The organism is Sphingobacterium spiritivorum, from assembly GCF_016724845.1.
Taxonomy (GTDB): Bacteria; Bacteroidota; Bacteroidia; order Sphingobacteriales; family Sphingobacteriaceae; genus Sphingobacterium; species Sphingobacterium spiritivorum_A.
This window is the reverse complement of record NZ_CP068082.1, coordinates 3,462,197-3,475,660: the sequence shown is the minus strand read 5'-3', so window position 1 is coordinate 3,475,660 and position 13,464 is coordinate 3,462,197. Positions and strand designations below refer to the sequence as shown.

14 protein-coding genes are annotated in these 13,464 nt (G+C 38.7%); 5 read left to right on the top strand and 9 right to left on the bottom strand.

Features of this window, described 5'->3' with window-relative positions; all coding sequences use genetic code 11:
• Window positions 1-193: 193 nt before the first annotated feature.
• The 3 genes from I6J03_RS14755 to I6J03_RS14745 form a co-directional block, all read right to left on the bottom strand.
• Window positions 194-949: a hypothetical protein gene (locus tag I6J03_RS14755; protein WP_003005009.1), complete on the bottom strand. Its 756-nt coding sequence runs from the start codon at window positions 947-949 to the stop codon at window positions 194-196.
• Between the two features lie 212 nt (window positions 950-1,161).
• Entirely contained in the window at window positions 1,162-2,244 is a 1,083-nt protein-coding gene (locus tag I6J03_RS14750; protein WP_050767770.1) for a linear amide C-N hydrolase, read from the bottom strand.
• 211 nt (window positions 2,245-2,455) lie between these two features.
• The gene (locus tag I6J03_RS14745) at window positions 2,456-2,875 is read right to left on the bottom strand and encodes a GNAT family N-acetyltransferase (protein ID WP_003005012.1); all 420 of its coding nucleotides are present in this window, start codon (window positions 2,873-2,875) and stop codon (window positions 2,456-2,458) included.
• A gap of 175 nt (window positions 2,876-3,050) precedes the next feature.
• Between I6J03_RS14745 and I6J03_RS14740 the strand changes: the two genes are divergently transcribed.
• Entirely contained in the window at window positions 3,051-3,920 is an 870-nt protein-coding gene (locus tag I6J03_RS14740) for a hypothetical protein (RefSeq protein WP_003005014.1), read from the top strand.
• 91 nt (window positions 3,921-4,011) lie between these two features.
• Here the strand turns inward: I6J03_RS14740 and I6J03_RS14735 are convergent, their stop codons facing one another.
• The 3 genes from I6J03_RS14735 to I6J03_RS14725 all read right to left on the bottom strand — a co-directional run bounded on the left by I6J03_RS14735 (window position 4,012) and on the right by I6J03_RS14725 (window position 6,595).
• Window positions 4,012-4,440 carry a DUF3995 domain-containing protein gene (locus I6J03_RS14735; protein WP_039989644.1) on the bottom strand — a complete coding sequence of 143 codons (429 nt, stop codon included), beginning with the start codon at window positions 4,438-4,440 and terminating at the stop codon, window positions 4,012-4,014.
• A 128-nt stretch (window positions 4,441-4,568) separates the two neighbouring features.
• Window positions 4,569-5,336 carry a TIGR03915 family putative DNA repair protein gene (locus I6J03_RS14730; RefSeq protein WP_003005018.1) on the bottom strand — a complete coding sequence of 256 codons (768 nt, stop codon included), beginning with the start codon at window positions 5,334-5,336 and terminating at the stop codon, window positions 4,569-4,571.
• Between the two features lie 5 nt (window positions 5,337-5,341).
• A complete protein-coding gene (locus I6J03_RS14725) occupies window positions 5,342-6,595 on the bottom strand; it encodes a putative DNA modification/repair radical SAM protein (RefSeq protein ID WP_003005020.1) in 1,254 nt (417 codons plus the stop codon).
• A 152-nt stretch (window positions 6,596-6,747) separates the two neighbouring features.
• On the opposite strand from I6J03_RS14725, the gene I6J03_RS14720 reads away from it, so the two are divergent.
• Window positions 6,748-7,248: a YdeI/OmpD-associated family protein gene (locus I6J03_RS14720; protein ID WP_003005022.1), complete on the top strand. Its 501-nt coding sequence runs from the start codon at window positions 6,748-6,750 to the stop codon at window positions 7,246-7,248.
• A gap of 24 nt (window positions 7,249-7,272) precedes the next feature.
• On the opposite strand, the gene I6J03_RS14715 is transcribed toward I6J03_RS14720, so the two are convergent.
• Window positions 7,273-8,415, bottom strand: coding sequence for an NAD(P)H:quinone oxidoreductase (locus tag I6J03_RS14715; RefSeq protein WP_003005024.1), 1,143 nt, complete (start codon window positions 8,413-8,415; stop codon window positions 7,273-7,275).
• A gap of 90 nt (window positions 8,416-8,505) precedes the next feature.
• On the opposite strand from I6J03_RS14715, the gene I6J03_RS14710 reads away from it, so the two are divergent.
• On the top strand, window positions 8,506-9,303 hold the full coding sequence (locus I6J03_RS14710; RefSeq protein ID WP_003005026.1) for an AraC family transcriptional regulator: 798 nt from the start codon (window positions 8,506-8,508) through the stop codon (window positions 9,301-9,303).
• Between the two features lie 11 nt (window positions 9,304-9,314).
• Here I6J03_RS14710 and I6J03_RS14705 read toward each other — a convergent pair whose 3' ends face one another.
• A complete protein-coding gene (locus I6J03_RS14705; protein WP_394370162.1) occupies window positions 9,315-9,626 on the bottom strand; it encodes a hypothetical protein in 312 nt (103 codons plus the stop codon).
• 220 nt (window positions 9,627-9,846) lie between these two features.
• Window positions 9,847-10,365 (bottom strand): GNAT family N-acetyltransferase, encoded by a 519-nt coding sequence (locus tag I6J03_RS14700; protein WP_003005030.1) that lies wholly within the window; start codon window positions 10,363-10,365, stop codon window positions 9,847-9,849.
• Window positions 10,366-10,511: 146 nt separating this feature from the next.
• Between I6J03_RS14700 and I6J03_RS14695 the strand changes: the two genes are divergently transcribed.
• Together I6J03_RS14695 and I6J03_RS14690 are read left to right on the top strand one after the other, a co-directional pair.
• Window positions 10,512-11,003 (top strand): hypothetical protein, encoded by a 492-nt coding sequence (locus tag I6J03_RS14695; RefSeq protein WP_157600399.1) that lies wholly within the window; start codon window positions 10,512-10,514, stop codon window positions 11,001-11,003.
• Between the two features lie 203 nt (window positions 11,004-11,206).
• Window positions 11,207-13,462, top strand: coding sequence for a sensor histidine kinase (locus I6J03_RS14690; RefSeq protein ID WP_201693769.1), 2,256 nt, complete (start codon window positions 11,207-11,209; stop codon window positions 13,460-13,462).
• Window positions 13,463-13,464 lie beyond the last annotated feature (2 nt).

The following is a 13,464-nucleotide window of genomic DNA, read 5'->3' as shown; positions in this document are numbered from 1 at the left end:
CTGCTTTTAGGGTAGTGAAACAAAATGCAGAAACCAAAATAACCACACCGTTTCCTAATAAGGAATGCAATACTCCACAGCGTGAGAATGACCATTATCTGAGTAATGTATTGGAATAAGAAATGATGAAAATAGAATTGTATAGATGCTCGACATGGGTCAAATCAACCATTTATCATGATCAAAACTTTTGTTAAGTGTTTAATACGTTTTTAATTTCCTCAATGCGGTAAGTCATTATGAAATTACTACTCGTCTTGTCGTCCAATGTCACACTTTTTAGATTCACCAGACTTGGAAGAATTTTTAAAAGTTCTGATTTTACATTCATTTTAGGTTTAGAAGCTCCAAATCTTTGATTAGTAATACATAATTGTTCTACACTTCTTGCATTCTTCAATTCGCTCAAACCGATTAAATAATTCATACTTATCAAGGATATATCTTTCAAGTTTGTCAGTTTTGAAAGGTCAAAAAGATTTTTTGATTTAAGATGAAATAACATTAAACTTTGTAATCCTTTAAACTCTCTCAAAAACGATAGATCTACAATACAGGGCACTTCTGTAATGACAAGTCTTTCAAGTGAATTTAGATTTGGAATAGTAAACTCTTTTGTTTTTGATTTGAATGTATCAATAGTAAGAGATTTTATGGATAGATTCTTTATAAAGTCCAAGTTTTCAAGACTTCCGCCTGAAATTTGCAATTCTTTCAATCCCAAACATTCGGATACTGGTGAAAAGTCTTTTATACTTCCAGCAAGAGTAAGCCTTTCAATGTTTTTAAAACTTTTCAAGAATTTCAGCGAAATCGGTTTGAAGAAAATCAGCATCAGGTCTCTGATTTCTGATAAATCTCTGTCCTTAAGGATGTCTAAATCTTTTACGCCGTTTGATATTTCAATTTCTAATTTGTCGCTCATTTTCTTGTCAGGTTTTGCATTCATAAACTGGCTAGTAGTCTAATAAATATACGAATCATTATTATAAAGACATGTCAAGTGATGGAAAACCTATTCCCCCCTTATTTCAGTTCATTATTTTTTCAAACCACACTTTTTGCAGTTTAATACCTCAATATTCAAAAGCCAAAAAACTTCTGTAAACAAAGATTTATAGAAGTTTCTTAGCTCTATTTTAAAGAGAATGTACGTTTATACTAAAAAGTTGCACCTGCAAATTTAAACGGAGCAGAGACTTTAAATAAGCCGGAAGATTCACCTGAATACGTTTCATTATGAGCAACTGAAAGTTTCAGCACTTTACCTTTCTCACTAAAGTCAACCTTTTTCATATCTACCCAAAATGTATTTGGAGTCAGCACAGTTTCGAAATAATAAACCAGATTTTTATGATCAGACAGTGATCTCCATCTCGTTGACGATATATTTGGCTCTTGTTCGGAAGATATTCCAAACGGAACAGAGCAATTGCGGATAACACTCATCACACTTCCTACGGCCACACGGGTATCATCTGTCTGCGGAATAGCACCAAGATAGAATTTAGCTCTCGCAAAACGATCAGCAGCACGATTAGTTCCGGGCAACATAATATTACCAGGAATAGATGACCAATAATTACTCAGAGCCAATTGCTGGTCAAAGACCGGAGAATTGGTCATAACGGTATAAGACGGATCATGGTGGATGACCAGTTTACCCGCTATATATTCAAAAATAGCATTATCACCACCCGCATCCGAAACAGATAAATGTAATGCAGTAAATTTATCCGTTCCCGGTATCACATCTGATACCACCACAAATTCATGCTTACGCATGGCATCAACGACTTCCTGTACAGTAGCAAAATTGTCCAGCATATACTGCGCCCATGCAGAGATGGCCAATCCTTTCTTGCCATCCTTAGGATCAAACGGCGTATATTCGGATTCTACCAGCCACAGTACATTGGCAACTAATCCCTTCTCATTCATTCCATCGGTAGTCGCAATATCAAAGGCACTGGTTATCAAACTACCGTAACGGGATGTCCATTCCAGCGAATATTGTCCGATTTCACCGTTTCGCTTCATCCCCCTTGGAAAAATCCAGAGGTTAGCAGGGATATCGTCTTTCCAGTCCATGGAACGCGCCGTTATCACTGTATTGGACGGCCCTTTGTAGACCAGTCGTGTACATGCATCCAACGATGAGGGCAAAAGAGATAATCCACAGGCCAATCCAATACAAGCTAACTGAAGTTTGCGACCGAATGTTGATATTTTTGTACTTTCCATACTTTTTAATATAGTTTATTTAAATAATAGGATAATAACTAAGTTAACCCTTTCTACTATAAAAATGTTTTAGAAGTTTAGAAGAATAGTCAATATATGATGAAAATCATTTATAACAGAACTTAAAGCACGGGCTTGTGACCATGCATCAGGATTCGGAAAATAAAAGTTTCATGTTCCCAAAAACCCAGGTATATTCACGACAATGCTATCAGAATATCAACTCCATCCGGACAAATTGAATATTGTCTTTGACAAAAGGATCCCCAACCTGCTGCATACCAAACTTCTCATAGAAGGTCTTTGCCTGAATACGGGAATTGCACCAGATACCTGCAGCATCAAAACGTCGACAGAATTCAAAAACAGCCAACAGCAACTGACTGCCTATACCTTTTTGCTGATAATCTTCCAGCACCGCAAATTTCCGAAACTGAAATAATTCGCCATGACGAAAAACGGAAATTACCCCAATAATCTCATTATCATGATAAGCCGCAAAATGTGTTCCCTCAAAGTCTTCATCAATCTGTACATCTCTCAATGATCCGTCGGGATAAAGAATACGTTGACGTATATTCCAGGTACGCGGAGCTACCACCTGCTCAATACGTATAGGTTGACTTTCCATAATATTATAGTTATAAATCCTTTACCTGCAAAAATATAAGATTTAAGAATTATTTGCCGTATTTTCTCACCCTTGAAAACTTTCACTAAAATTAAAAACATAAGAAATATCGACTCCACACAGAACCCAAATATATATTTTCTTAATTCTAAAAACTAAATCCTAACTTTACAGCATGAAAAATTACATTTTACTCTTACTTACTTTAATCTTTTCATTAAAAAGTAATGCTCAGGAGCCTGCAGCATATGCTTTAGCCAGCGAGTATAATTTATGGAATCTCGAACAAGGTGCTACTGCATACGTAATAGCAGATCAGGCATACATACGGTCCTATCCGAATACGACGGCCAAACTGATAGATTCGGTGACTATGGGAACAGCTGTAAAAATCCTGAGCCCTGGTTATAATGGCAATAAAATAAAAGGTTTTTATGCCCCCTGGCATGAAGTATCCTATCAAAAGAATAACGAAACAAAAAGAGGATTTATCTGGCTGGGATTACTGGCATTGGGACAGGAGGTAGATAATGAAGGAAATCAGTATATCTTTGGTTTTAACAGATTCGTTCCCGAACGCAATGAAACTCCTGCGTACTATAGCTGCGATGTCAAGTTATTGGATAAAGCAGGACAACTGATCAGTAAATATAATTTTCACTATGATTACCTTGATCAAGGCTATTTTCAAAGCAAACTTTTACCTAACATGGGATTGGAGGGATTGAAAAATATTTTAAGACTTCAATTTGCCGGTGAGGCTTGTGGTATTCCGACTGAGTATTATTATGTAGGCTGGAACGGGAGTAACTTTATTGATATGCCAAATCGCTATACAGTAAGTGACGGAGGAATATTCTACCATGAAGAGAAAATACTCTTTCCTTCAGAACATAAAAAAGCCCCGAATCTGGTATACAAACTAATTGAAGAGGGTGAGGGGTATGAATCAGAGGAAGAAGATTCTAAAATGACAATTACAAAAAAACAGGAAACCTATATCTGGAACGGAAAAACATTCTCTCAGTTATTGGAAATGAAATAAAGCAACCTTGTTGACAACACATACCTTATACATCAAATGGCCCGGTCAGCAAGATCCTGACGGGGCCATTTGATTTAACAAAGAGTACCTGTCACATCAGCAGCAATACATGTCCCAGCACCAGCACTAAACATAAAGGAATATAAATCCACTTGTCCCTGACCGCAAAAGTAGTACGTGTAAACCGCTTGGTCATTCCTACATATCTAAAATCTCCGATAGCCCTTAGTAAAAAGAGGGCTCCGACTCCGATAATGGCATAACGTAATATAGATTGTTCGATGTCTACACGAAGAAGACCGACATACATCAGATTGATCGCAGCAAACAAAAAAAGCCCCAGAGCGACGACTAATGTACCTCCCTTTCTGGGTATAAATGTTCGTCTCCCATTACTATCTGTTGGTATCGTACCCGCTATCCCCCACTCTCCACCCACAACCCAGTATACATGCAGAACGGCAAGAAAAACAAAAATAAATGCATTTACATATGCAGGTATAATGTCAAATGTTATCATGGAAATACACATTAAAATATAATAGAGTTATTGCTTAATAGATTCCAAACGCTTTTAAAATGGCTTTGGATAATGAAATTATTCAACATACATAAGATAACAAGGATATACTGAAGTTCCTGAATGCGTCACCCCAAAGCTACCGATTTTTCATTAAGATATTTCCAATATCGCCTGGGAACATGTTGTATATGCAATTTCATATTCTTACGCTCCTTAATATTTACACTCTGAAAATATCGCTTCCACAAATCGTCATATAAAACTTCACTCTCATGAGCGTTATGTATTACATGCTGATCTGAAGGGATGAGATCAAACTGAACTTCCGTCACCTCAGACTTGTCATAGTAAATTCCATAATTTCGCTTCACATCATAGATGAGCCACAACTGATCTGCATATCTGTTTTTAAAATGTGAACTGATCAGCGGTAAAATATTGAAATCAGGTTCTATTTTGGCCATATACAATCCATCCTCCATCTGTCTAAACCGTACAAAGGCTTTAAACCGATGACGTTCACGGGATACAGACTTGATAATTTGCTTGAGCTTCAGCACATCTTCATGTCCGTAATTAGCAAATACCTTAACCATTGATCCCAGGTAATATTGAACCAGGCGCAGGATCAGTAATTCTATATCATTTTGTTCCGAAAGATAAGCACAGTAAAGCTCCTGCACAACACTTTTCCCTGCTTTGAGGGCAATTCCTTTGAGTACCCGCTCAGCCTTATTCCCATCTGTATACACTATATGTTGCTGACCAAATAAATGCTGCTGGCTTATTTCATTGCTTTTACAGATAGCGTGAACTTCCATCTTAAATTCGTATACCTCAAAGATTAATGACATTAATCCAGGCCAGCTTCCATCGTATTGTACGATTATCATATTTTTTAAAATAAAGACAACTGTTGATTGAACATTTTTTCATATTTGGATTTACCGGAGGTCAGAATATAGTGTTTGATCACCTCTGCCGGTTTATCCGAACGAATGGGTACAAATCCCTGACAGCTTATAAAATATTTAACTTTATTAACGGATACTCCTATTTTCTGTAAGTTTTCCAGGCGTAAGGCACCAAATCTTCTGGCAGCCACGATTTTCTTTGCGGATGTCACACCTATACCCGGCACGCGCATAATCATTTCATACGACGCTCGGTTAATATCCACAGGAAACTGTTCCATATGCCGCAATGCCCATCCGAGCTTGGGATCTATATCCAGATCCAGATGAGGATGTGTTTCATTGAGGATGTCTTCACGCTTGAATCCATAAAATCTTAACAGCCAGTCTGTCTGATACAGTCTGTTTTCCCGCATTATCGGAACTTCTGAGCCAAGGCCCGGAAGCCTTTTATCATTGGAAACAGGCACATAACCTGAATAATAAACACGCTTCAGGTTATATTGCTGATAGTAATGATCCGCAGTCTTCATAATATGCAGGTCAGATTCTCCGGATGCGCCAATAATCATCTGCGTACTCTGTCCGGCAGGAACAAATTTGGGTGTAGCGCGGATGATTTTCTTTTCTTCTTTGGTACGGATGATTTCGTCTTTAAGATAGCCCATCGGCTTATCCATATCTGCTCTGTTCTTTTCAGGAGCCAGAAGTTTGAGCCCCTGCTCTGTGGGTATTTCCAGATTGATACTCAGACGATCTGCATATAAGCCTGCTTCAAACATAAGTTCATCTGAAGCTCCGGGGATTGTTTTAAGATGGATATACCCATTGAAATTGTGTTCCTGTCTTAGCTTTTTTGCAATTTTTGTAAGCCGTTCCATTGTATAATCAGCATTCTTGAAAATACCGGAACTCAGGAAAAGCCCTTCTATATAATTACGTCTGTAGAAATTGATGGTCAGATCCACAACCTCCTGTACCGTAAAGGCTGCTCTTTCGATATCGTTGCTGCTTCGGGAAACACAATACGCACAATCAAAAATACAATGATTGGTCAGCAATATCTTCAGCAAAGAGACACATCTTCCATCTTCGGTATAGGTATGACAGATACCGGCTCCGGTATCGCCAAGTCCTTTTTTTGTATTTTTACGATTACTTCCGCTGGAGCTGCAACTTACATCATACTTGGCAGCATCGGCCAGTATTTCCAGTTTTTGTTTTATTCGATCTGACATAAACTAATTATATTAGCAATATTACTAATTATATTAGTTTAATCAAAACATTTTAACTATCAATTTTCCACATTCCTGTTATCTTCATTTTTTGTTTACCTTCGGTTTCACTGTTGACATAGTGTTGTCACAAGTATCTTTACATTTGCATAATGACCAAAATTCAACAGACAAACAAAGGAGATTCTGATCTTCTTGTTGACAAAGTATATACTATAGAAAAATTTGAAGGAAAAGGTGGCTGGTATTATGTACGTCTTCCGGAAATAGCGCAGGACCGAAATGCTAAATTTGGCTGGGTCAGCGTTAGGGGTACGATTGATCATTATGAGATCAGAAACTACAATCTTCAGGCCATGGGAAACGGTATACTGTTTTTACCCGTTAAAGCTGATATTAGAAAAAAGATAAATAAAAAAGATGGAGATCAGGTACATATCCGACTCTTTCGGGATAGTTCGGGATTAGAAATCCCGGAAGAACTTAAAGACTGCCTTATGGATGAACCTGATCTATACAAATGCTTTATGGATCTTCCAGAAAAAGAGATAAAATCCATTATTACCAGAATCTGTTCTGCTAAAAAAGAAGCGGAGAAAATAGATCGTATTGCTCAGACCTTACAGGATCTGAGCAGAATACAGAAATCTTAACTTTTTAAACCGTATAACAGGAATTTACTCAACTTCAAATATCGCCTGTATTTCCACAGCAGAATTGACCGGTAAAGACGATGCCCCCAATGTACCTCTGGCATGTTTTCCTCTTTCTCCAAATACTTTGACGGTAAGATCTGAAGCTACATTCATCAGATCTGCATGCTTGCCATACCCCTCTTTTGTATTAAAAATACCAGTCAATTGCACACAACGGACTACTTTGTTCAGATCACCATCAACAGCCTTATTCAATACGGCCAATACATTTAACATAGTCACTTCTGTGGCCTGCCTGGCCTGATTTTCATTTATATCTGCACCTATTTTGCCCGGATTTACGATCTTTCCATACTGTAAAGCAACCTGATTAATAAATATCAGATTTCCTGATCTTACGAAAGGCTGATAATTGCCCGCCGGAGCAGGTACCTCAGGTAAGACAATCCCCAGATCTTTCAACATATTTTTATGGTCGGCTTTAGCTTCCGGCAATGTTTTTTCTGCCTTCACAAATGTTCCTTTCATTGCAGATGCGACCTTTGCAAGAGCCTCTCCCTGCAACTGAGCCAGATAACGTTCACTTTCACTGGGTCTTGCCACATTCTTCAGAGAAGCCAGACTAGTCGTACCCAGCACCGTATTTCCCTGAGAAGTAGTTTTATCGATATGTTCATACCCCCGGATACCGCTGGGTACAATAATCATCCCATGCACAGCCAGACTATTCCAGAACCCCTGAATAGCGAGCTCTCTCCCGGCACCGCTTCCTGCAGACATAAAAACGGTCGCAGGAATACCTTCGAGGGCATGACGTTGCCAGATGTCTACCGTATTTGACAGAAATGCACTCATACCTGTACTGATATTACCAAAATAAACCGGTGAGCCGAAGGCAATACCATCATAGGCGGACAGTTCATCTGCAGATGCTACCGGAATATCCTTTAATAACGGGTGAGCAGAAACAGCTGTCTGTTTGATTATGGCAATCGCCTGACCGTTCTTTTCTATACCTTTAGCGACTTCTTTAGCCAAATCATACGTCCCTCCGTTATCGGAGTAGAATAACACCAAAACTTTCGTCTTGTCCTGTTGTGCTTCTATACCATTAGTCATAATCATAGCCCATATCATTAAGAAAACTATTCTTGCTATTCTCATATTAATACAATTTGTTCTTTAATCTGTTTGTAAAAAAAAATATGATGCAAAGATAAAGCAGACGTTTTTATTAATTTTGCCAAAAAAGACATGCAAAACGACATAAAATGTGGCTTATTGGAGCAAAAACAAGGCGAATTGTCTGACACGATCAGCAAGCAGGCATATGTCTGGTATGAAAAAGATTGGAAACATGATGATTATGAACATATTCACAGCCGAGCCCAACTGCTTTATGTCGAAGAGGGATATCAATATGTTCATCTGGAAAAGAATATCTATCTGTTACCGCAGAATCATGTAATGTGGATTCCTTCTTCCATCAGTCATCGTACCACGTCTGAAGCACAGACTGTGAATTTAATGACAGTATTGTACCATGAAAAGCAGACCGAAGCATTTTACAAAAATATTCATGTGTTTGCAGCTCCAGTTATTCTGAAGGAAATGCTTTTATATGCACAAAAGTGGAGTCAGCAAACAGCTCCCGACCAGGAGGAAGAAGCTTTCTTAAATGCACTGCTCACCAGTCTCCCTTACTTTTGCAAAGAAGCTGATAGTCTTCAGATTCCAATACCTTCAGACACACGTTTACTGCCTGTATGTGCGTATATCAATATGCACTTCCATGAACAGGTACAGATTCTGCAATTGAGCGAGATCGCTCATCTGTCTGTACGTACTTTAGAAAGAATTTTTAAACAGGAAACAGGGATTACCGTACAGAAATATATTCAGCTGATTCGAATCATTAAAAGTATAGAATGGAGTGATTCCGGAAAATATACCCTCAAGCAGATCGCACATATGGTGGGCTACAAAAGTGCCGCAGCCTTTAGTTCAAGCTATCTCGCAATAATGAAAAAAAGGCCGGGTACTAAAAAGTAACAGCAACCGGATTACCGGCTAATTGATTTCCGGAAAAAAGTCAGGACTTTTTCTTTATCATACCCTTTTCCGGCTTCCAGACTTCCGCTGTCATGTACATTCAACACATTGCCATCCTTATTCATCACAATGAAAAAAGGATAGCCTAATTTACCGCCTTCAGGAGCATATTTCTGAAATACAGCTTCATTTTTATTCTCCTGGGAATAATTAAGGTGATAATACAATACATTCTTATCCAGCAATTCTTTGATCTCCGGGGTTTCATGAATGTAGGTATTAAAGCGCAGGCACCAGATACACCAGTTACCACCGGCCTGAATGATAATGGTCTTATCTTCCTTTTGTGCTTTTACAACTAAAGCATCTATGTCTTTCTGAGCATCCGCCTCCGGATGATAGGGTTTCTCATATGTTTCCTTTTCGTTCTCAGACTTACCCTACCCAAATCCCAGCTGCACGCTGCAGACCAACATGGCAAACAATAATATCCTGATATTCTTCATATTCAAAATTAATGACTATCTAAATTTCAATCACGCTCTAATTTACCGGCAGCAATTTCTCAAATGCTTTTCGGGCACTTCCTCTAAAATATACTTCACCGCAATAACTGTAGCCAAGCTTTTCAAAAATACGCAGCATAGCCAGATTGTCGTAATTCGTATCGACCTTGATGCTATATACTTTACGGCCAGTGGCAATACTTTCGACCTGCTGCATTATAAATGTTGCAGTACCTTTGGTCTTGATATCCTGCGCTACCGCCAAACGGTGAACGACAGCATATTCCTTCTCACTCAGCCATTTACCTTCCAATGAGTCATAAGCAGGTTCACCGTCAAAGATAACGGCAACGTAACCGATAATAGTATTATCCTGCAGTAAAACGTGCCCATATCCGGATTCAATATCCTGCCGGATCGTATCGGGATTAGGATATCCATCCTGCCATTGACGGCTTCCGTCCTGCTTTCTCAATTCAATAGCCTGTTGTAAAATGGTCCAGATTCTATCTGTATCTGCTATTCCGGCCGGACGTAATATTAGGGTATCGCTCATGCTATATAATATGGTAAATGAAAAATACAATTTTAACAAAAGAGAAATGAAATACAGCACATATTTTGCAAAAAAGTAAATCACACAAGGAGCTGAAAAACAGAAACTCAGAAAAATATGTTATATTTATATCAAAGTCTGTTCTTATGAAAAAGCTCATTTTCACCGGATTATTACTTACATGCTTAGCTACAGTGTCTGCACAGGTCGTAGTCAATCCTGACGGAACACATTCTGTTGTAAGCGGAAGTCATATTATAAATTCAAACGGAACCGTTTCTGCCATCCATGGCGACCATATCATTAGTTCAGATGGAAGCATCTCTGTAAAACATGGAAATCATATTGTAAATTCAAACGGAACAATTTCTGCAATACATGGCAGTCATATTATCAATATGAACAGTGGTACTATTTCAGTAGTACAGGGAGTTTACCCTCTGCATGAGGATGGTTCATTAAATATAGTACAGAATAATTTGCTGCTCCCGGAAATATCTCCGTCTAATCTGAAAAAGTACAGTTTCAATCCGTTTAAAATTGTTAACTATTCAGATTCACTTCGTATCTCTGATCCAACTCCTAAGGAAACCAAATCTAAAAAGAGAATCAAACAATCTAAGATGGACAAAAAATAGAATCGCAGCATTTTTACAACAAGAAAAGCCATTTGTTGTATTTGCGGCTCAGGCAATAGCAGATAATTTCGGTCTGTTCAAATAAGACACCTGTCTTCCAAAGCAAATGTTGGGTATTTTCTTATTTTTAAGATTTCTTTACCCGAAAATCACGTCATTTTTATATTTTAACCGTTTCAACAGACAGTCAAGACAGTTGCGTAATGAACAAATCGATTTCTATTTATCTTGTCAGTAGTATATTATGTATATTCTTACTATTTGTATCCCACATATGTAATGCACAATCTGCCATAGAAGAAGCTGAAATCCGTTACAAAAAGGCTGTTCCCGAAAGTACCGAACAACTTATGCTGGCAGGAAAATATGCGCAGACACTTTTCTTCAATAATCGTCAGGAAGAAGCTTTCCGTTTATTGGAAAAAAACATCCGGGTGGCTGAAAAGAAGAAAGACGGTCAGTATGCGGCATATCTGAATAGCATAGCGGCAATGAACAGCCGGATCTTAAACAATAAAACAGCTTCAGATCAATATATTAAAAAAGCAAAACACTATGCCAATGAGACCAGCGATATCATTACAAAAGGCTACGTGATATACTGTGAAGGCTGGTTGCAAGTGCGGGACGAGCAGGAGGCTTTAGCTGTAAAGAGTTTTCAGAATGCATTAACGCTGCTTGACAAAGCACCTGATACAGAGTTGGTCCTAAACAGAAAAACAGCTATATATAAAGAACTGTGTACCATCTACTCCAATTGGAAAGCCTATGATCTGCAAAAACAGTATGCTGAAAAAACGCTTGAGGTGGCCAAAATAAGACAAGATCCCATGAGTATCTTTGATGCGTATATGCTGATGGGATATATGTATGAGCAACAGCATAAGGAAAATCGTACAGATCAGAAAGCATTAAAAGCTGCTGAAGAATACTACCTCGCTGCCATTAACACCTATCAACAGCAAAAAAATAAAATGGCGATCCCTTCAGATCTGTCCTTTGCAGCTATAAATCTGGCCAACCTGTATATGGAATTTTACCCGGACTCCTATAAAGAAAAATCCCTGAATTATGCAAAAATGGCCCTGGAAAAAGGGAAGGAAACGCAGCAGTACACACATGTCGCAGCAGCCTACGGAATCCTTTCGGAATTCAGCCTGCAGGCCAATAAACGTGACGAGGCTAAAGATTACCTTCTGGCATCGTTAGCTGCATTAATGAAGGAGAATTTCATCGACCAGGGTGTGGCTATGAGTCTTTTTCAAAAGCTGACCGAACTCTACGAAGAAGAAGGAGATTACAAACAGGCTATACACTATTACAAGCAATACATTGCAGCTTTTGAAGCCGTATACAATACTGAAAAAATGGAACAGGGCCGTCGCCTGGAAGCGCAGTTTGAAAAAGAAAGACAGAAGCAATTACTTATTCAGATGCAGTTACAGGCGGACAAAAAAGAGCAGCAATTATCCCTTATGCACGCCCTGTCCGGACAGCAAATGCAACAACTGGAAAACATGAAGCTGAATGAGGAAAACCAAAGGCAGCAACTGGAGGTCGTACAACTGGAAGCTGAAAAAAGAGGACAGGAACTCCGGCTTTCCCGTCTTGAGACGCAACAGCGGGCTAATGAGCTTTTTTCTTCTAAACAGCAACTTGACTATAAAACCCGCATCAATACGTTTTATTTCCTGTTGGTCTGCGCATTTTTCATTAGCGCACTACTCTTGTTATATGCCTACAGACAGCGTTCAAAAACACTCAAACAAAATGAAAATATGCATTTGCTGGAATTGGCCAGAGAAAAACAAAACAGTAAAATATCCAATCTGACAGCCATGCTGGAAGGCCAGGAAGCTGAAAGATCCAGATTAGCAAGAGATCTGCACGACGGACTGGGAGGGCTGTTGTCCGGAACAAAAATAGGACTCTCCCGTGCCAGTGAAAAAGCTGAAAAACCTGAACTCAAAACAGCGATCAACTCCTCTCTGGATCAGATCGATATTGCAGTACAGGAGCTAAGAAGGGTAGCGCATAATCTTATGCCTGAATTGCTGATAAAATACGGTCTGCAGGAAACAATCACAGAATATACGGAGCGAATGTCTGGTGAAAAACTGGAGGTTTCAGCAGTGTTTGTAAATTGTACTACTCAACTTAATCAGGAGCGGCAGATACTGGTGTACAGAATTATTCAGGAGCTGGTCAATAATGCCATTAAACATGCAGAAGCAAGTCAGATTATCGTGCAACTATCCGAAAATGACAACAGGCTACACATTACTGTTGAAGATGATGGAAAAGGATTTGATCCGCAACAACTAAACGGAAAAAAATCTGCAGGTATGCATAATGTAGAAACCCGGCTTTCATTCTTAAAAGGAAAAATAAATATTCACTCTCAACATAATATAGGTACAACAATAGAACTGGATTTCCCACTGGATCCCAACGCTTAATA

Bases quoted from the DNA above. Each gene is read 5' to 3' on its own strand.
- I6J03_RS14720 (WP_003005022.1), top strand. From the start codon at position 6,748: ATGACCAAAATTCAACAGACAAACAAAGGAGATTCTGATCTTCTTGTT.
- I6J03_RS14735 (WP_039989644.1), bottom strand. From the start codon at position 4,440: ATGATAACATTTGACATTATACCTGCATATGTAAATGCATTTATTTTT.
- I6J03_RS14740 (WP_003005014.1), top strand. From the start codon at position 3,051: ATGAAAAATTACATTTTACTCTTACTTACTTTAATCTTTTCATTAAAA.
- I6J03_RS14750 (WP_050767770.1), bottom strand. From the start codon at position 2,244: ATGGAAAGTACAAAAATATCAACATTCGGTCGCAAACTTCAGTTAGCT.
- I6J03_RS14715 (WP_003005024.1), bottom strand. From the start codon at position 8,415: ATGAGAATAGCAAGAATAGTTTTCTTAATGATATGGGCTATGATTATG.
- I6J03_RS14690 (WP_201693769.1), top strand. From the start codon at position 11,207: ATGAACAAATCGATTTCTATTTATCTTGTCAGTAGTATATTATGTATA.
- I6J03_RS14745 (WP_003005012.1), bottom strand. From the start codon at position 2,875: ATGGAAAGTCAACCTATACGTATTGAGCAGGTGGTAGCTCCGCGTACC.
- I6J03_RS14755 (WP_003005009.1), bottom strand. From the start codon at position 949: ATGAATGCAAAACCTGACAAGAAAATGAGCGACAAATTAGAAATTGAA.
- I6J03_RS14695 (WP_157600399.1), top strand. From the start codon at position 10,512: ATGAAAAAGCTCATTTTCACCGGATTATTACTTACATGCTTAGCTACA.
- I6J03_RS14725 (WP_003005020.1), bottom strand. From the start codon at position 6,595: ATGTCAGATCGAATAAAACAAAAACTGGAAATACTGGCCGATGCTGCC.
- I6J03_RS14710 (WP_003005026.1), top strand. From the start codon at position 8,506: ATGCAAAACGACATAAAATGTGGCTTATTGGAGCAAAAACAAGGCGAA.
- I6J03_RS14730 (WP_003005018.1), bottom strand. From the start codon at position 5,336: ATGATAATCGTACAATACGATGGAAGCTGGCCTGGATTAATGTCATTA.
- I6J03_RS14700 (WP_003005030.1), bottom strand. From the start codon at position 10,365: ATGAGCGATACCCTAATATTACGTCCGGCCGGAATAGCAGATACAGAT.